Below are 18,423 nucleotides of genomic sequence, written 5' to 3'. Positions count from 1 at the left end.
GGAGATCGCGCCGTGAACCGCCTGTTTCTGTCTCGGCTCTGGCTCGATGGCTTGTCCGTCGGGCTGCTGCTGCTCGGCTTCGCCTATTGGTGGCTCGGCAACCTCGTCCATGAGGTCACCGGGGCGGCAATGTTCCTGCTGCTGATCGCCCACAACTTCTTCAACCGGCGATGGTGGGGCGGCATCCCTCGGACGCGTCGCGAGCCGCGCAGCCTGGTCAATCTCGGAGTCACAGTCGTACTGCTCGGTGCCATGCTCGCATTGCTGGTCACGAGCGTGCTGATCTCGAACGCGCTGTCGCCGTTCCTGCCGCCCTGGGGCGGGTTCACTGTCCGGCAGATCCACACGCTCGCGGCATACTGGGTGCTGATCATCGTCTCAATCCATCTCGGGCTGCGTTGGCCGATGCTGATGGGCATCGCGCGCAAGCTGTTCGGGATCAGGAAGCCGAGCGCGCTGCGAACGCTTTTGCTGCGTGCCGTCGCGCTGGGAATCGCGCTTCACGGCTTCTGGAGCTGCACTGTCCTTGGCCTCGGCGGCAAGCTTTCCATGCAGATGACGCTGGACTGGTGGGACTTTGAGGCCTCGGTCGCGGGCTTCTTCGTCCACTGCGCTGCAGTCGCCGGGCTGGTGATGGTGGCGACCTTTTACGGCCTGCAGCCGGTCCAGAGAGGTCGGCCGTCGACGAACCGGCCGACAACGGCTGCCGAGCGCACGGAACCGGCTCCGCAGGGATAGGACGCGATAAACGACAAACGAAAGCGGAGAGCCCGGCCCGGCTGCCTCGCTTCTCGGCGGGATTGCCTGGCCTTGCCGCTTCTCGTGATCGGCGCTCAGGGTGCCGTGGCTCAGCCCCCTCCGAGCGCCGACAAGCCTCGTGGTCGCCTGACTGCCGAGAGCACTAGGATCTGATCTCTCACCCAGCCTTCACGGGTTTCGCCCACCGCTGCCCTGGGACGACCGGGACTATGATCTGCAGGCCAGGCCCGACACCCTCGGATCCCTGCTCCCCTATCACAGCCATGTCGACGCCGCCTCGACGCTCGGCGCCCTCAACCGCCTGATCGACGGTGCCGAACAGCGCCGCCAGATCTTCTAGGCCGAGATGCGCGCGGAGCCGCCCAAGGCTCATGCCGGGCTGTTCTTCCTGCCCGGCAAGCCGAACGCGCCCTTTGCCATCATCGCGCCCGGCGGCGGCTTCGCCTATGTCGGCTCGGTGCACGAGGGTTTCCCCTATGCGGCTGCGGTCAGCGACGCAGGGCTGAGCGCCTTCGTCGTGAAGGACCGCGCCGGCAAGGGCAGCGGCGTGGCGACGCAGGATCTGGCTGCGGCGATCGACTTCGTCTTCCGCAACGCCGCGAGGCTCGACGTGGACACGCGCGGCTATTCGCTGTGGGGTAGCTTGGCTGGCGCCCGCATGGCAGCGTCCGTCGGCAGCCATGGCGTCTCATCCTATGGCGGCCCCGAGCTCCCGAAACCAGCCGCGGACGTCATGGCCTATACGGCTCATTCCGACCATGCGGCCACCGAATCGCCGACCTTCGCTCTCGTCGGTGACCAGGATGGCATCGCCCCGCCAACTGCGATGCGCCAGCGCGTGGCGGCATTGCGCCGCCTCGGCACCGAGGTCGACTATCGCGAGTATCCTGGCGTCGGCCATGGTTTTGGCCTCGGCGTCGGGACGAGCGCGATAGGCTGGATCGATGGGGCGATCCGCTTCTGGATGCGGCGTCAGTCCCGGTAGCGCAACGCGTCGATCAGCACCGACAACGCAGAAGAGGAGTGCCGGCGGCTCGGATAATAGAGGTGATAGCCGGGGAACGGCGCGCACCAATCCTCGAGCACCCGCACCAACCGGCCGTCTCGGACATGCGGGATGGCATGATCTTCCGGCATGTATGCGAGGCCGAGCCCGTCCAGCGCCGAGCTCAGCCGCATGGCGAGGTTGTTAAAGACGAGCTGCCCGTCCGAGCGGACCTTGACCTCGTGGCCGTCCTTCTCCAGTCCCCACGCGAAGAGGCCGCCATGGGTCGGCATGCGGGTGGCGATGCAGTTATGGGCGGTCAGATCTTGCGGCGTCACGGGCACGCCATGCCGTTCGAGATAGCCCGGCGAGCCGACCACCGCCATGCGCATCTCCGGCCCGATCCGCACCGCGATCATGTCCTTGGCGACCTGCTCGCCCATGCGCACACCGGCGTCGTAGCCCGCGGCCACGATGTCGACTAGGCCGTAGTCGACGATGATCTCGACCTTGATGTCGGGATGATCAGGCAGGAACCGCTTCAGGGCAGGCTGCAGGACCGAGATCGCCGGGTGCTCGCCTGCGGTGATGCGGATCGTGCCGGCAGCCTTGCCGCGCAATTCGCCAAGCGCGGCGATCTCGGCCTCGATCTCTTCGAAGCGCGGCCCGACCGTCTCCAATAGCCTCAAGCCTGCCTCGGTCGGCGCGACGCTGCGCGTCGTGCGGGTGAGCAGCCGAAGCTTGAGGCGCTCTTCGAGCCCCTTGATCGTCTGGCTCAAGGCCGACTGCGACACGCCAAGCTTGGCGCCGGCTCTGGTGAAGCTGCGCTCGCGCGCCACCATCGCGAAGGCGGCGAGATCGTTGAAGTTCGGATGCGCCATTAGTTAGATCGCCTTATGAGGCTTTGTCGATTAAGGCGTCTAATCAACACAACACGCAGCCGTTAGATACCCCTCATCGAACTCATCGACAGATCGTGAGGCAGCGCATGACGACATCCTTCGGAATGACCGGTCCCTCGCGCAAGGCGATCCTAGCGGCCCCGCTGATCCTTCCCGCCGTCGCAGGCGGCGCGTCCTCCCGCTCGGCCGTCGCCCGGCAGGGAGCTGCGACTGATGTCCTCGTCGCCTATCACTCGCGGACAGGTAACACTTGCGTCATCGCTGGCCAGATCCGCCGCGCGCGCAACGCAGACTTTGTCGAAATCTGCACGGCCGCCCGCTATCCTGAGGACTACGAACAGACGGTCGAGCAGGCGCGGCTCGAGACGGAGGCCGGCTTCGAGCCGCCCCTCGTGACCGACGCCCTCGACATGGCGCGCTACCGCACGGTCTCCCTGGGCTTTCCGATTTGGGGACAAGAGGCACCTCCAGCGGTCCGCTCCTTCGTCAAGGCCTACGACTGGGCCGGCAAGACGATCCGGCCCTTCGTCACCCATGGCGGCTACGGGCTGGGCACGAGCACGGCGGTGCTGGCGGTCCACACCAGAGGCGCCCGCCGTGCGCCGCCCTTCGCGATCGAGGCCGAACAAGAGCGCCGGACGCTGTCCTGCGTCACCGACTGGCTCGGCGCCGCATGATCCTGTCTTCGCGGCCCCGCCGCACCGTATCCACCAGAACACCCCTTCGGAGATTACCACGATGAAGACCCGCAAACTGGGGGCTGCAAGCCTCGAAGTCTCAGCAATGGGGCTCGGCTGCATGGGCATGACCGGCCTCTACGGTCCGCCGGCCGACAAGCAGGAGATGATCGCGCTGATCCGCGCGGCGCATCAGCGTGGCGTCACCCTGTTCGATACGGCCGAAGCCTACGGCCCGTTCGCCAACGAGCAGTTGGTCGGCGAGGCGCTTGCCCCCATCCGCGACGAGGTTGTAATCGCCACCAAATTCGGCTTCGACATCGACCAGAAGACTGGTGAGCGCCGCGGCGGCACCAACAGCCGGCCCGAGCACATCAAGCGCGTCGTCGATGCATGCCTAAGGCGCCTAGGCACGGATCGCATCGACATCTTATATCAGCACCGCGTCGATCCGCTGGTTCCGATCGAGGACGTCGCTGGCGCGGTGAAGGAGCTTATCGCCGCCGGCAAGGTCAAGCATTTCGGCATGTCGGAAGCTGGTGTCGCCACGATCCGTTGTGCCCATGCCGTGCAGCCTGTGACGGTCGTCCAGAGCGAGTACTCGCTGTTCTGGCGCGGCCCGGACGCCGAGCTCCTGCCGACCCTGGACGAGCTTCAGATCGGCTTCGTGCCGTTCAGCCCCCTCGGCGCCGGCTTCCTCACCGGGAAGATCGACGAGCACACGAACTTCGAGGCCGGAGACTTCCGGAATGCGGTGCCGCGCTTCTCGGTCGAGGCCCGCAAGGCGAATATGGCGCTCGTTGGCATCGTCCAGACCGTGGCCGACCGCAAGAACGCGACCCCGGCGCAGGTGGCTCTCGCGTGGCTGCTCGCCCAGCAGCCATGGATCGTGCCGATCCCCGGGACCACCAAGCTGCATCGCCTTGAGGAAAACCTCGGCGCGGTCGATCTCGAACTCTCCGAGGACGATCTCGCCGACCTAGCCGCACAGATCTCCAAGATCGCCATCCAAGGCGAAAGACTGCCGGAGGCTGCGCTCAAAATGACGGGCCGGTAAACTTTTCGAGCCGATCGCCGCCAAGGTGATCGTCTGCGACAGCGGCGCGCTGTGCACCCCGGACCTGACCAAACTGCCCTATCGCCGCGCCCGCCGGCCGATCTTTCCGCTCGATCGAGATTTCGTCGCTCGATGAATGACGGCTGGGTCGCCGCCGTCGGCGCGAGCCGGCCTGAAAGCCGGAAGGGGCACGACCGGCCCCTCCCCGCTTGTGGCGCCGAATTGTCGTCGCACAGCCGGACTGCGGTCAGCTCCGCGCCTAACCGCCGACCGGCCAGCGCGCCGAGATTCGCCTGAACGCCGGCTTGCCTGTGCCGACTTGTCCGAGGCCGGCGAGGCGCCGTAAGCAAAATTTGGGTTCCGCTCGAAAGCAGGCCTCTGCCAGAGCGTATTGCATCGACCCGTGCTGTCTCTGCTCCGACACGGGGAGAGTCTGCTCAGGGGCAGGCTGATTACGCCGAAGGCTTCGCCGGCTCGCCATAGGCAATGAGGAATGTTTCGACCGTCGCGTCCGCGTGGCGTTCAAGCTCGGCTTGGGAGCGCGGATTGGTGTTACCCGTGAACATCGCCTCGTTCATCGGAATCCACAGCAACATTCCAAAGAAATGGCTCGCAGCCAAATATGCGTCGGGTGTCCGAAGCAGCTGCCGGTCTGTCAGCTGCTGGAAGCAGGTCGCCATCGAGGCAAGCATGCGCTCGAAGCCTTTTTCATACCAGTCGCGGCCGAGCTGAGGCATTCGATCGGCATTGGCAATGATGAGGCGTCGCAGCTTCAACCGCTCGTCGTCCATCAGCATCGACATGAAGCGTCGAGCGACCTTCTGCAGTCCCCCCGTCATGAATTCCGCCTCGGTCAGCAACGCGGCGACCGCATCGAAGGCCTCGGTAGCCTGAGCGGCCGACGCGCGAATGACCTCGCCAAAGAGCGTCTCCTTGTCGACGAAATGCTTGTAGACCGTCTGTTTGGAGACGGCGGCCTTGGTGGCGATCTCCTCCATGCTCGTTCCATCATAGCCCTGGCTCACAAACGCCACGGTGGCCGCGTGGATGATATCGCGCTCCTTGCGCGCCGAGCGGGTTTCGCCATCCACCTTCATGCCATCCCCAGTTCGGTACTAGACGGTTCCGTTCCGCACATGATAGGCAAGGACGCAGTACTAGACCGACTAGTACTGCACCTAAGGAGCGGAGAAGACAAATGGGTAGGATGATTTTCGTCAATCTGCCAGTGCGCGACCTGCCGGCGGCGACACGCTTCTATCTTGCGATCGGGGGCACGCTGAATCCGCAGTTCTCGAACGACCAAGCCAGCTCCGTGATGTTCTCGGACGCGATCGGGGTCATGCTGCTGACCCACGAGCACTACCGACAGTTCACCGCGCGGCCGATCGGGGACCCCAGGCGCGAGAGCCAGATGCTCATCGCGCTCACCGCAGACAGCAGGGACGCGGTGGACGCCACGATCGAAAAAGGCGTGGCGGCGGGCGGCCGCGCCGATCCAAATCCTGCCCAGGACCTCGGTTTCATGTTCAACCGCCACATCGAGGACCCGGACGGGAACGTTTGGGAGGTTCTGTGGATGGACCCCTCCGCCATGCAATAGCGGCCAAGCGCGCCAAGGCGGCCGGGCTCCATCGATTTGGACGAAAGCGCCAATGCAAGCCTGAGCCTCTGGCCCGGCGCGCCGATCCTCAACGAAGACGCGCGAGCACGGCGCGCTCGATCTTCGAAACCACCCATAGATCATGCGATCAGGAGGCGAAATCGGGATGCCCAGTCCAGAACCCAAGGTCGACGCGTATGCCGAAGGCGTCGAAGCGTTCGCCAGGCCGATCCTGGCGCATCTGCGCGGCGTTGTCCGCTCGACCTGCCCCGACGTTGTCGAAACCTTGAAATGGGGAATCCCCCATTTCGACTACCGCGGCGAGATGATGTGCATTTTTGCCGCCTACAAGTCGCATTGCGCCTTTTCCTTCTGGAAGAGCTCGCTGATGAGCGACCCGCGGCTCAAGGCAAGCGCCGATTTGCCGGCGTCCAAACGCTTCATGGGGAAGTTGACGAACCTCGCCGATCTCCCCGTCGACGCAGAGCTTATCGCTTGGATCCGGGAGGCCATGGTGCTCAACGAGCAAGGCGCGAAGGTCGCGCCGCGCACCTCATCCGCGCCCGCCAAGACCGTCGTCGCGCCGCCTGCTTTCGTCGATCGCCTTGCAGCGTCCCCATCGGTCAAGACGATATTCGAGAGCAAGTCGGCGTCGTTCCGGAAAGAATACATTGTCTGGATAGCCGACGCGAAAACCGAAGCCACGCGCGACAAGCGGATCGACGAGGCACTTGCCTGGATCGCCGAGGGCAAGGGCCGGTTCTGGAAATATGCGAAGGGCGGCTGAAAGCTTTCGCCGCCACTGGAGACGGCCGCTCAGCTAGCGCGATCCGAATGGAAATCCGCCATGGCGGGCGGGAACGCGCGCAGCCAACCCCGTTGGCCCGCTATCCGTCGCGCACCCGGTTTCACCCCCCGTCCAGCTCCAAAGTCAGGGTCCGGTCGTGGCGCTATTCAGCGGTCCAGCTGGCGTCGCGGGCCGCTCGCCAAATCAAGTCCAGCCATCGTGGCTATGCTCCCTAACGCCGAGAGCGAGATACCGGCTGACAAGGCGCGGCCGTCCCTCCCCAAGGGGCTTCTTTCGCGTATGCTCGACCAGCAAGAATCCTGATGGGTTGGGAGCCCGAACGTCATTTTCAGCTTTCGCTTCGTTCACTGCGCGGACCTGCATATCGATGCGCCGCTCAAGTCTTTGGCGCTGCGAAACCCCGAACTCGCGGATCTGGTCGCGAACGCCACGCGAAAGGCGTTTGTCGCAATCGTCGATCTCTGCCTGGACGAGAAGGTCGACGCCCTCCTGATTTCGGGCGACCTCTACGATGGCGACCAGACCTCCATGAAGACCGCCGGCTTCATCGCCGCGCAGCTGCGCCGGCTGGATGAAGCGGGCATCCGCACCTTCGGCATCCGCGGCAACCATGATGCCATGTCCCGGATAACGGCCGAGCTCGTCTTTCCCGACAGCGTGACATTCTTCAAAGGCTCCGCCGGGGCGATTTCCCTGCCCGGTCAGACAGGCCGCCGGGACGTCGTCATTCACGGGATCAGCTTCCCGCGGCCGCACGCCCTTGAGAGCCTCCTGCCGAAGTTCAAGCCTCCGGTCGACGGCGCGATCAATATCGGGCTGCTGCACACCAGCCTCGCCGGCGCCGAAGGCCATGATCGTTATGCGCCCTGCAATGTCGCCGACCTCGCCGCGGCCGGCTTCGATTATTGGGCGCTCGGCCATGTTCACAAGCGCCAGGTCCATCTCGACAAGCCCGCCATCGTCATGCCCGGCATCCCGCAGGGCCGTGACATCAACGAGAGCGGTGCGAAATCGGTCAGCCTCGTCACAGTCAACGATGACGGCACCGTCCAGATCGAGGAGCACCGCACCAGCACGGCTCAGTTCGAGCGCGTCACGGTGGACCTGACCGGCGTCGAGGACTGGCCGGATGCCATGCGGGCGATCGGTCGCAAACTGGCGGCTGAGTGCGAAGTCGCGGCATCCGATCATCTGATCGCCCGTATCCGGCTCACCGGCGCAACGCCCCTCAGCTGGCGCTTGCGCCGGGACACCGAGATGCTGCTGGCCGAAGCCGAGCAGCAGGCCGCGATCATCGGCAAGACCTGGATCGAAAAGGTCAGCTCCGACTGCTCCGAACCTCTGGGAGCAGCGATCGACAGTGCCAGCGCCGTCGCGGAGCTGTCGCAGCTCATCTCCAGCGACGTCCTGAAATCGGATGCCTACCGGCTTCAGGCCAGCGAGATCGTCACGGAGCTTCGGGGCGCATTGCCTCGCGAGCTCCACAGGATTTTTGGAGAGGATGAGGCCGGCTTCGAGAAGGCCGTCGCGCAATTGACCCGAGATGGCGCGCTCGACGTCATCGCCCATCTGCATGAAGCCGATCGGGAGCCGCGAGCCTGATGCGGATCCGGCGCCTTGATCTGACCCGTTTCGGTCGCTTCACCGACCATGCGCTCGACTTCGGCAGCCCCGAGGACGGCAAGCCTGATTTCCACCTGATCGTCGGCAGCAATGAGGCCGGCAAATCGACGCTCACGGCCGCCATTGTCGACCTGTTCTTCGGCATTGGCCAGCGCTCGCCCTACGACTTCCTGCACGGCTACGACACCATGCAGCTCGGTGCAGCTCTCGACCTCCCCGGCGGCACGCGAGACGTGGTGCGCGTCAAACGGGGGGCTCGGCTGCGGGATGCGAGTGGCCAGGCCATCGATGAGGGTGTGTTGACCGCCGGCCTCTCCGGCATCAACCGCGAAGCCTATCGGATGATGTTCTGCCTCGATGAGGAGACGCTGCGCCTCGGCGGCGAGAGCATCCTCGCCAGCCAGGGTGAGCTCGGCCAATTGCTCTTCTCCGCCAGCGCCGGTCTGGCCGCCTTCGGCTCGACCCTCACCAGGCTGCAGGAGACCGCCGACGCCTTTCACAAGGCACGCGCCCGGTCGACCGAACTCGCGAGCTTCAAAACCAGGCTCGATGCGCTGAAAGCCCGGAAGGACGAGATCAACGTCCTTGCCACCACCCATGCCCAGCTTGTCCAGGACAGGGACGACGCCGCGGCAAAATACGAAACCTCGCTGGCCGAGCGCGGCACGTCGAAGCTCCGTCTGGACGAGATCAACCGCTACCTCTCCGCCTTGCCTGATCTGGCAGCCGTAAGGGCCCTTCGCCAGGATCTATCGAGCTTGGCTGAGGTGCCGCAGCCGCCTGCCGCCTGGGCTGAACGCTTGCCGGAGCTCATCACCGCCGATGGCCGCCTCAAGGCCGCATCCGAGATCGCCTCGGCCAGCGTGGAGCGGATTCGCGGGGAGCGGGATGGCATTCAGGTCGAGCCGTCCGTCATCGCGGCGGGCCCCGCAATCGACGCCCTGCATACCAGCGAGGCGCGCTACGTCGCGGCACTCGACATCCCGAAGCGGCAATCAGAACTCGCCGTCATGACCGGCAGCCTCAAGAAGGTCGCCGAACGGCTCGACCGACCGGATGCGGACCCATCGAAACTGGTGCTGCCGGCCTCGCTCGTGGGAAGACTCCGCGGCTTGATCGATCGGCGATCGGGGATCCGCGAAAGGCTGCAGTCCGCGAGGAGAGAGCATATCCGTGCCAGCGAGGCGGCTGCCGCGGCCAAACAGGTCCTTGAAGGGTTCGGGCCGGCCAAGGCCGATGAGGCGTCGGTCGCAAGGCTGCAGCTCGTTCTCGATCAGGCTCGGGCGAGCGACCATGTCGCCCGCGAAAGATCGGCGCGCCGCATCGTCGTCGACCTCCGGGAGAAGCTTGCAGACCAGGTCTCGCAGCTTGGCCCGTGGTCTGGTGAAATCGATCAGCTCAACGCGGTCAGAGTGCCGACGGCAGATCAGATCGAAGACTGGCGTGGCCGGGCTGAAACGATCCGCCAGGCCCTGGTCACGCATGGCTCTGAGATCGAAAGCCTGACCAACACCGCAATCGAGCTCTCTGCGAAAATAGACGCGATCAAGGTCGCAACCGGGCTGGTCGACGATACTGCGGCCCTCGCGGCCCGGACCAGGCGCGACGACGCCTGGCTCGGCCATCGCCACGCCATGGACCATGCCACGGCTGACGCCTTCGAGAGCGCGTTGCGGCAGGACGACGCGATCACGGATGCGCAGCTTCGCCAAACAAGCCAGGCTGCCGAGCTGCGGCAGGCTGTCCAGGCGATGGCGACAACCTCAGCCAAGCTGAAGCGGGTCGAGGATCTCCAGAGCCGGGCGCTCGAGCTGAAGATGGTTCTGGACCGCGAGACAGCAGGCGCTCTCAGCGCGATCGGGCTGCCCGCCGAGATGCGCCTGAGCGAACTCGATCGCTGGCTGTCGCGTCGCGCATCTGTTCTCGACATCAATGCCGCCCTCAAATCGGCATCGACCGATCTTCAGGCCGCCCAAGACGATGCCGCCGCCCAGATCGAGCGGCTGACATCCGCCTTGAAGAGTGCTGGAGCCGCGTCGTCCGACGTCGCCTTCGACAGCCTTCTCCTCAGCCTGCAGGCCATCGTCGATCAGCAGAAGAAGCAGCGTTCCGATCTCGCCAACGCGGCAAAGGCCGTGGAAACCCATGCGACTGAGCTCGGCGCGCGCAAGCGCGATCTCGCCGAGGCGCAAGCCGTCGATGACGAGTGGGAACGGGATTGGACTGCTGCCATCGGGTCCTGCTGGCTGGGTGAAGTGCCCTCCCCGCCCGGACCTGACGAGCTCAATCAGATCCTTGCCCTGCTTGCGGAGATTCCGCCCCTGGAGGTCGAACGCGAAAGTCTCAGCCACCGCATCGAGGCCATGGAGCGAGACCAGGAGCAGTTCGTCCAGGCCGTGCAGTCGATCGCCGGCACGCTTGGCCTCGCAGACGACAATGATCCCCTCGAACTCGCCTCAGGGCTGCGCCGGCGAGTTGAGCTCGCGCGCCTGAACGACCAGAAGCGCCGCAGCAAGCAAGCCGACCTCGACCAGGCCGAGATCGCCCAGCGTGAGGCCATGGAAGGGATGGCGCTGCATCAGGCTGAAGCATCGACCCTGACCGCTTTCTTCGGCGTCGGTTCGCTGCTCGAAGTCAGCGCCATGATCGACCAGGCCAACCGTCGCTCCGACCTTGAGCGCCAGCTGAAACTCCTGGGCGAACGCATCACTGCAGCTTGCCGATCCCAATCGCTGGATGCCGCTGAAGCGATCCTGGCCGAGCTCGATCAATCACAGCTTGAAACCGAGGCGGCCATGCTCACAGCGCGGCTCGAAGGGCAGGATCGCGAAGCTCACGAACTCCACGCCCGGCATATGCAGGCCGATCGCGCGCTCGCGGCGATCGGTGGCGATGATGCGGTCGCGCGGCTCGATGAGGAGCGCCGGACATTGCTTGTCGAGCTGGAGGAGAAGGCCATCAGCTTCGCGCGCCGGAAATTGGGCATCGCAGCCGCCCACCAGGCACTACAGATCTATCGCGAGACGCACCGTACCTCGATGCTGCAATCCGCCTCGGAGGCTTTCCAGACGATCACCAAGGGCGCCTATTCCGGCCTCAAGACCCAGCCCAGCGGCGACAAGGAAATCCTCTTGGGCGTCATGGCCGCGGGCGGCTCGAAACTCGCCACGGACATGTCGACCGGCACGCGGGCGCAACTCTATCTGGCGCTGCGCATCGCCGGCTACCACGAGTTCGCCAAGACCCGCCCTTCGCTGCCGTTCATCGCAGACGACATCCTCGAGACCTTCGACGATTTCCGCTCCGAGGAGGCCTGCCGTCTCCTCGCCGAGATGGCCAAAACCGGACAGGTCATCGTGGCGACGCATCACCGCCACCTGATCAACATTGCCCGCGGGATCTGCCCCGCCATCACCGTGCACGAATTGCCTGCGTGAGGGAGAAGCGTGCAGGAGGCAGCCCAGAGGCCGACTTGGCGGAGCGTCTTGTCCGGACACCCGATAAGCTGCTCCTGCCAGACGACGCCAAGCCTCCTCTCCGCATGTTCTGACGCTGGAAAGCCAATTCTGATGCCTGGACATGGCCCGGTCGACGATTAGCCGGGCCAAGTCCAGGCGCTTGCGTGAACGCGCCAACGCCCAGGCCCAGGATCGGCTGTGCCCCCTTGTGTCGCACGGCCGCAATGACGGTGGGCTGCTCCTGGGAATAACCGGAACCTTTGCATCGTTTGCGCGTTATGTGCGCGTCGTCGAATCCATCAAGACGACGCGATAGGGGTTCCTGAATGCCGCGATCATGCACGAGGCTGCTCTGATGGCCGTTATTCTTGTGGTCGAGGACGAAATGGTCATTCGCCTGGCTGCCGAGTGGGCTATCGAGGATTTGGGGCACACGCCACTGCTGGCCGACGATTTGGAGAGCGCGCTTTTGCACCTCTCCGCCAGCCAGCATATCGACATGCTCTTCGTTGACATCCGCCTCGGCAAATTGGCACTCGGCGGTTACGATGTGGCCAATCAGGCCATCGGCATCAGGCCGGGATTGCGGGTGCTCTATACATCCGGCAGCCCACTCACCGCCGACATGTCCGACCTGTTCGTCGGGGGTGGCCAGTTCATCCAGAAACCGTACTGGCCGGAGCAGCTGGAGCTCGCCGTCGGCAAGCTTCTCCACTAGAGCCGGATCAATCCTGCTCTCGTTTCGAGTGACCCTTCCAATTCGAAAGCGTCACGGCCCATCTGTTTTGAGTTAGGAAACTCCCCATCTCAATTTCGAAGACGGAAGTGGGCAACGAGGCTCCGCTGGCTCGAGCGACCGAAGCCGCGGCCCGTGGCCAAACGGACGAGTCGACCGTCAAGGCCGGCGCCTTGCAGAGCGCCATCTTCAACAGCGCCAACTTCTCGAGCATCGCCACCGACGCCAAGGGCGTGATCCAGATCTTCAATGTCGGCGCCGAGCGCATGCTCGGCTACACGGCCGCCGAGGTGATGAACACCATCACGCCGGCCGACATCTCCGATCCCCAGGAGCTGATCGCGCGGGCTGAGGCCTTGAGCACCGAACTTGCGACCGCCATCACCCCGGGGTTCGAGGCTCTGGTGTTCAAGGCCTCGCGCGGCATCGAGGACATCTACGAGCTGACCTATATCCGCAAGGACGGCACCCGGTTTCCGGCAGTCGTCTCGGTCACGGCATTGCGCGATGCGCAGGACGCTATCATCGGCTATCTGCTGATCGGCACCGACAACACGGCGCGCAAGGAGGCTGAAGAGGCCCTGCTCAAAGCCGGCGCCTTGCAGAGCGCCATTTTCAACAGTGCCAACTTCTCGAGCATCGCCACCGACGCCAAGGGCGTGATCCAGATCTTCAATGTCGGCGCCGAACGCATGCTCGGCTATACGGCCGCCGAGGTGATGAACACCATCACGCCGGCCGACATCTCCGATCCCCAGGAACTGGTCGTGCGGGCCCGGGCTTTGAGCGCCGAACTGGCGACGCCGATCGAGCCTGGATTTGAGGCCCTGGTGTTCAAGGCCTCGCGCGGCATCGAGGACATCTACGAGCTGACCTATATCCGCAAGGACGGCACCCGGTTTCCGGCAGTCGTCTCGGTCACGGCTTTGCGCGATGCCGCGGGTGCCATCATTGGCTACCTGCTGATCGGCACCGACAACACCGCCCGCAAGCTGGTCGAGGAAGAGCAGAAGAGGTCGGACCAACGCCTGCGCGACCAGCAATTTTATACCCGCTCGCTGATCGAATCCAACATCGACGCCCTGATCACCACCGACTCTGCCGGCATCATCACCGACGTCAACAAACAGACCGAGGCCCTGACCGGCTCCACCCGCGACGAGTTGATCGGAGCACCGTTCAAGGACTGCTTCACCGATCCCGAGCGGGCCGAGGCGGGGATCAAGCGCGTCCTCGCTGAAAAGTCGCTCACTGACTACGAGCTGACGGTGCGAAGCCGCGACGGCAAGCAGGCCGTCGTGTCCTACAACGCCACCACCTTCTATGACCGAAGCCGTACCCTGAAGGGCGTCTTCGCGGCGGCGCGCGACGTCACCGAGCGCAAGCGGGTCGAGGCCGAGCTGCAGCAAGCCAAGGCTGACGCCGAGAGCGCCAGCCGGACGAAGTCCGATTTCCTGGCCAGCATGAGCCATGAGATCCGCACGCCGATGAATGCGGTCATGGGCATCGCCGACCTGCTGGCCAAGACCTCGCTCACGCCCGAGCAGGACAAATACGTCCAGATCTTCCGCCGCGCGGGCGACAACCTGCTCAACCTGATCAACGACATCCTGGACCTGTCCAAGGTCGAGGCCTCGCAGCTCGACCTGGAGCAGACGGGCTTCTCGTTGAGCGACCACCTCGAGAAGGTGATCGAGATGGTCGCCCCCAAGGCGCAGGAAAAACGGCTGACCGTGGTCTGCGAGATCGCGCCGGACGTCAGCAACGATCTGATCGGCGATCCGACCCGCCTGCGTCAGGTGCTGCTCAACCTGCTTGGCAACGCCATCAAGTTCACTGAGGTTGGCAAGGTCTCCCTGAAGGTCGAAAGAGACCAGGATGGCTCCGCCCCGACCGCGCTTCGGTTCTGCGTGTCGGACACCGGCATCGGCATCGCCGCCGACAAGCTCGACCGCGTCTTCGAGCGCTTCACCCAGGCCGATTCCTCCACGACGCGCCGGTTCGGCGGCTCGGGCCTCGGCCTGACGATCTCCAAGCGCCTGGTCGAGTTGATGGGCGGTCGGATCTGGGTGACCAGCACCATGGGCAAGGGAAGCGTGTTCGCCTTTTCCCTTCCGTTCGAGATCTGGGCGGCCGCCAGCCGGCCTGTCAGCGCGCCAGTGGGCGCCAGCCCGGAGGCACCGCTGCCGGCGTTGCGCATCCTCATGGCCGAGGATTCTCCGGACAACTGCACCATCGCCTTGGCCTACCTCGAAGATACGCCCTACCTCGTCGATGTGGCCGAGACTGGGTTGATCGCCTGCGAGATGTTCAAAGCTCGCCGCTATGATCTGCTGCTGATGGATCGACAAATGCCGGTCATGGACGGGTTGACCGCCACGCGAACGATCCGCGCTTGGGAAAAGGCCAATGACCGCGCCCCAACCCCGATCATCGCCCTGACGGCGTCGGCGCTGAAGGGCGATCGCGAGGCCTGCCTAGCGGCGGGCTGTACGGCGTACTTGACCAAGCCCATCAAGCAGGACGTGCTCCTCCAGGCGATCAAGGACTACTCCACGGTCGCGTCGCCCCTTCTGCGCAGCGATGATCGCCTCGAAGCGCCCAGGTCGTGGCGCCCAAGCGCCAGGCTCGCGGCCTATGTCCCCGCCTACCTGGACAGTTGCAGACAGCATGTCGTCTCCATGGGCGACGCGCTGGACCGGGCCGATTTCGAAGCTGTGACGATCCTTGGCCACAACATGAGGGGATCAGGCGGTGCCTTCGGCTTCCAGGCGATCACCGATTTCGGCGCGGGCCTCGAAGAGGCGGCCGAAGCCTCTGATGTCGACGCGTCGCGCCGCCTGGTAGACGAACTCGCCATCTACCTGGAAGATCAGCGTTGACATACGCCGCGTCGGCCATGCAGTGGGCTGCCCGCTTCGTGTCGGGCTGCGCTGCCCGGTGCCGAGCTTAGAGCATTTTCGAGCGAACCGGCGTCCACTTCGCTCGAAAACGCTCTATATTCTTGTTTTATCGCGGTTTCTTCACGCGAACCGGTATCCACTTCGCTCGAAAGCGCTCTATCGCTGGCGAACGCTGTGTCCGACATCGCGGCGCACGATCTGTTCCGCAATCAGCGCTCCGAGCGACGGAAAAAAACCATCGTCTTCGGCGATCGCCTCGCCCTGGGTGAACACGACGGCGATCAATGCCTCGCCATTCGGCAGGATTGACCGCAACGCGTCATGCCGGCGAAACTCAGCGCGCTCGTCGCCGAGCCAGCGGGTACGGCCAGCCTTGGACCAGACCTGCGTGCCCGCCGGCATGCCGCCGGCGAGATAGCCTGAGACCTGATAGGCACCTCGCTGGACAAAGGGGCTTTCCAGGTTTCGGGCCAGAAGGTCGCGGATGACCGGCCGGCAGGTCTCGCCCAGCAGCGAGCCATGGAAAATCTCGTACATCAGCCGCGCCATGGCGATCGGTGTGAGCACATTGTGGCCGATGGGCGACTGATCGAGGCCGATCTTCTCGCGGCCATAGCGCAGATCGTCCATCAGTTTCTGGTCGAGATTGATACCGTCGAGCTCCGGCCAGTCGAGCGCGGCGAAGTAGCGGTTGACGCTCTGACGCCGCCCGCTCCAGGCCGCCATCTCGGCATCTGTCAGGAGCGTGTCTCCGGTCGTGCCCGAGAGCAGGTCGATGATGTAGTTCGTGGCAGCGTTCGACGACCACAGGATCATATCGCGCATGGCGCGCTCCAGCTCTTCGTGAGGCTGAAGCCGCCCTTCCTCCAGCGCCGCTTGCGCGGCGACGAGAAAGAACACCTTGACCAAGGAGCAGGGATAGCTGCGCCAGCCCGCGTTCAGGGCCGCGCCTCTCGGCCGCCCGCCATCGCGGCCGGGCTGCAGCAGGACATAGCCGAACTGTTCGGGCGGGACGCCGCGTTCGCGGAAGGTCGCATGGGCCTTTTCAGCAAGCAGGGTACCGATGCCTTGCAGGACGGGATCGTCGTCAAAGAAGCTCATTGGCATAACCTGTGGCGAATCGGGTGGGGACGGCCGTCAACCCTTGGGGCGCAGCGCAGTGTCGAGACCTTCGCCGATCAGCGCGAAGGTGACGCCGGTGTAGATAATGGCGAGGCCGGGGAAGGTCGCGATCCACCAGGCGTCGAAGAGAAACTGGCGGCCGTCCGAGATCATGAGCCCCCATTCCGGTGTCGGAGGCTGGATACCGAGCCCCAGGAAGGAGAGCGAGGTCACGGCGAGGATGGTGAGGACCACGTCAGCCATTGCGTAGACGATGGCCGGGTTGACCGCGTTTGGCAGCACATGGACGATCACGATGCGTGGCGTCGAGCAGCCGAGGCTCCGCGCCGCCTGCACGAATTCGAGGTTGCGCAGCACCAGGACCTCGCCGCGCACGATGCGCGCGAAGGAGATCCAGTTCACGAGCAGGAAAGCGAGGTAGAGATTGGTCTCGCCGGGACCAAGCACGCCGACGATCGCAATCACGAGCACGTAGAACGGGAAGGCCCAGAAGATGTCGGTGATGCGCATGATCCAGGTGTCGACGCGCCCGCCGACGAAGCCCGAGATCGCGCCGATGGCGATGCCGAGAATGGCCGGCGCCGCGACGCAGATCAGCGCGACCTTGAGGTCGACATAGCCGCCAGCCAGCACCCGCGAGGCCACATCGCGGCCGAGATCGTCGGTGCCGAGCCAGTTGGCGAGCGAGGGCGGCTGCAAGGTGTTGCCGTAGTCGATCCCGAACGGGTCCTGCGGCGTCCAAAGCTGGCCGAGCGCGACGAAGGCGGCGAGCAGCGCCAGCATGGCGAGCCCGACAAAGAGGCTCGGATTGGAGCGGAGGCGGCTCATCGGCTCACTCCAGCCGGATGCGCGGATCGGCGAGCGCATAGGCGAGATCCGTGGCCAGGTTGATCAGCACGACGAGGACGGCGAAGACGATGGTGAGCCCCTGGATGAGCGGATAGTCGCGGGCGAAGATCGATTCGACGAAGAGCGAGCCGAGGCCCGGTAGCGCGAAGACGGTCTCGATCACGACCGTGCCACCGATCACCCAGCTCGTATGGGCGCCGAGCACGGAGATCGAGGAGATCAGCGCATTCGGCAGGACATGAACGGTCATCAGCCGAGCCGTACCGGCGCCCTTCGCACGCGCCGTCGTAACGTAGTCCGAGCCGAGCACGGCGAGGATGGCGCTGCGCAGGCTGCGGATGGTCAGCGAGGCGGTGGCGAGCGCGATCACCAGCGCCGGCAGGGTTGTATGGTGCAGCCGCGAGAGCAGATCGTCGCCATAGCCAGAGGTCGGGAACAGCGGCAGCCAGATCGCGAACAGGATGACGAAGATCAGGCCGAGCCAGAAGGAGGGCATCGCGATCACGATCGTGAAGGCGAGCTTGATCGCGAGATCGACCGGTCGCCCGCGCTCCATCGCCGACCACAAGGCCAGTGGCACGGTCATCAGCACGGCGAGCGCGGTCGAATATGCAACGAGCCACAAGGTCGCCGGCAGCCGCTCCAGCACAAGCTGCATCACCGGCCGCGCATGCACGACCGAGCGGCCGAGGCTGCCGGAGACGATATCCCCGAGGAAGAGCAGGTACTGGCGCCACAGCGGCAGGTCCAGCCCGAGCCGCTGCTTCATCAGCGCGATCTCCTCGGGCCCGCCACGCGCGCCGAGGAGGAGCGTCGCAGGGTCGCCCGGCAGGGCGCGCAGCAGGAGGAAGCACGCCAGCGTGATGCCGAACAGAACCGGCACCAGCTGCGCGAGGCGCTTGAGAATGTAGATCAGCATGGCGGGGACGGGGCTTGGGCGA

General features: G+C 64.9%; 15 protein-coding genes. 10 read left to right on the top strand and 5 right to left on the bottom strand.

The features are described 5' to 3' along the window. Positions 1–12 precede the first annotated feature (12 nt). Positions 13–738 carry a DUF4405 domain-containing protein gene (locus tag BMZ97_RS26460; protein WP_092177035.1) on the top strand — a complete coding sequence of 242 codons (726 nt, stop codon included), beginning with the start codon at positions 13–15 and terminating at the stop codon, positions 736–738. A gap of 367 nt (positions 739–1,105) precedes the next feature. After that, a complete protein-coding gene (locus BMZ97_RS26455; RefSeq protein ID WP_244546606.1) occupies positions 1,106–1,744 on the top strand; it encodes an alpha/beta hydrolase in 639 nt (212 codons plus the stop codon). On the opposite strand, the gene BMZ97_RS26450 is transcribed toward BMZ97_RS26455, so the two are convergent. Beyond that, entirely contained in the window at positions 1,732–2,625 is an 894-nt protein-coding gene (locus tag BMZ97_RS26450) for a LysR family transcriptional regulator (protein ID WP_092177032.1), read from the bottom strand. The genes BMZ97_RS26455 and BMZ97_RS26450 overlap by 13 nt on opposite strands. A 107-nt stretch (positions 2,626–2,732) precedes the next feature. Here BMZ97_RS26450 and BMZ97_RS26445 point away from each other — a divergent pair, with 107 nt between their 5' ends. After that, on the top strand, positions 2,733–3,323 hold the full coding sequence (locus tag BMZ97_RS26445; RefSeq protein ID WP_244546605.1) for a flavodoxin: 591 nt from the start codon (positions 2,733–2,735) through the stop codon (positions 3,321–3,323). Positions 3,324–3,384: 61 nt separating this feature from the next. Further along, positions 3,385–4,380, top strand: a complete 996-nt coding sequence (locus tag BMZ97_RS26440; RefSeq protein WP_092177027.1) for an aldo/keto reductase — start codon at positions 3,385–3,387, stop codon at positions 4,378–4,380. Between the two features lie 452 nt (positions 4,381–4,832). On the opposite strand, the gene BMZ97_RS26435 is transcribed toward BMZ97_RS26440, so the two are convergent. Continuing rightward, complete coding sequence (locus BMZ97_RS26435; protein ID WP_092177024.1) at positions 4,833–5,477, bottom strand: TetR/AcrR family transcriptional regulator; 645 nt, start codon at positions 5,475–5,477, stop codon at positions 4,833–4,835. 101 nt (positions 5,478–5,578) lie between these two features. On the opposite strand from BMZ97_RS26435, the gene BMZ97_RS26430 reads away from it, so the two are divergent. The 6 genes from BMZ97_RS26430 to BMZ97_RS26405 all read left to right on the top strand — a co-directional run bounded on the left by BMZ97_RS26430 (position 5,579) and on the right by BMZ97_RS26405 (position 15,490). After that, complete coding sequence (locus BMZ97_RS26430; RefSeq protein ID WP_092177021.1) at positions 5,579–5,983, top strand: VOC family protein; 405 nt, start codon at positions 5,579–5,581, stop codon at positions 5,981–5,983. Positions 5,984–6,125: 142 nt separating this feature from the next. Then, on the top strand, positions 6,126–6,770 hold the full coding sequence (locus BMZ97_RS26425) for a YdeI/OmpD-associated family protein (RefSeq protein WP_244546604.1): 645 nt from the start codon (positions 6,126–6,128) through the stop codon (positions 6,768–6,770). 405 nt (positions 6,771–7,175) lie between these two features. Further along, a complete protein-coding gene (locus tag BMZ97_RS26420; RefSeq protein ID WP_348272133.1) occupies positions 7,176–8,393 on the top strand; it encodes a metallophosphoesterase family protein in 1,218 nt (405 codons plus the stop codon). Beyond that, positions 8,393–11,851, top strand: coding sequence for an AAA family ATPase (locus BMZ97_RS26415; protein WP_092177012.1), 3,459 nt, complete (start codon positions 8,393–8,395; stop codon positions 11,849–11,851). The genes BMZ97_RS26420 and BMZ97_RS26415 overlap by 1 nt, the downstream gene beginning before the upstream one ends. Before the next feature lie 376 nt (positions 11,852–12,227). Then, the gene (locus BMZ97_RS26410) at positions 12,228–12,590 is read left to right on the top strand and encodes a response regulator (protein WP_092177188.1); all 363 of its coding nucleotides are present in this window, start codon (positions 12,228–12,230) and stop codon (positions 12,588–12,590) included. A gap of 107 nt (positions 12,591–12,697) precedes the next feature. Beyond that, positions 12,698–15,490, top strand: coding sequence for a PAS domain S-box protein (locus BMZ97_RS26405; RefSeq protein ID WP_210188342.1), 2,793 nt, complete (start codon positions 12,698–12,700; stop codon positions 15,488–15,490). A 177-nt stretch (positions 15,491–15,667) separates the two neighbouring features. Here the strand turns inward: BMZ97_RS26405 and BMZ97_RS26400 are convergent, their stop codons facing one another. The 3 genes from BMZ97_RS26400 to BMZ97_RS26390 are packed head-to-tail and all read right to left on the bottom strand — an operon-like array spanning position 15,668 to position 18,401. Beyond that, a complete protein-coding gene (locus BMZ97_RS26400; RefSeq protein WP_175525755.1) occupies positions 15,668–16,612 on the bottom strand; it encodes a serine hydrolase in 945 nt (314 codons plus the stop codon). Positions 16,613–16,648: 36 nt separating this feature from the next. After that, positions 16,649–17,461 carry an ABC transporter permease gene (locus tag BMZ97_RS26395; RefSeq protein WP_210188341.1) on the bottom strand — a complete coding sequence of 271 codons (813 nt, stop codon included), beginning with the start codon at positions 17,459–17,461 and terminating at the stop codon, positions 16,649–16,651. Positions 17,462–17,465: 4 nt separating this feature from the next. Further along, the gene (locus tag BMZ97_RS26390) at positions 17,466–18,401 is read right to left on the bottom strand and encodes an ABC transporter permease (protein WP_092176999.1); all 936 of its coding nucleotides are present in this window, start codon (positions 18,399–18,401) and stop codon (positions 17,466–17,468) included. Between the last annotated feature and the right edge of the window lie 22 nt (positions 18,402–18,423).

Source organism: Allobosea sp. OK403 (assembly GCF_900113835.1).
Classification (GTDB): Bacteria; Pseudomonadota; Alphaproteobacteria; order Rhizobiales; family Beijerinckiaceae; genus Allobosea.
Note: the sequence above shows the minus strand (reverse complement) of the source record. Positions and strands in the feature narration are given on the sequence as shown.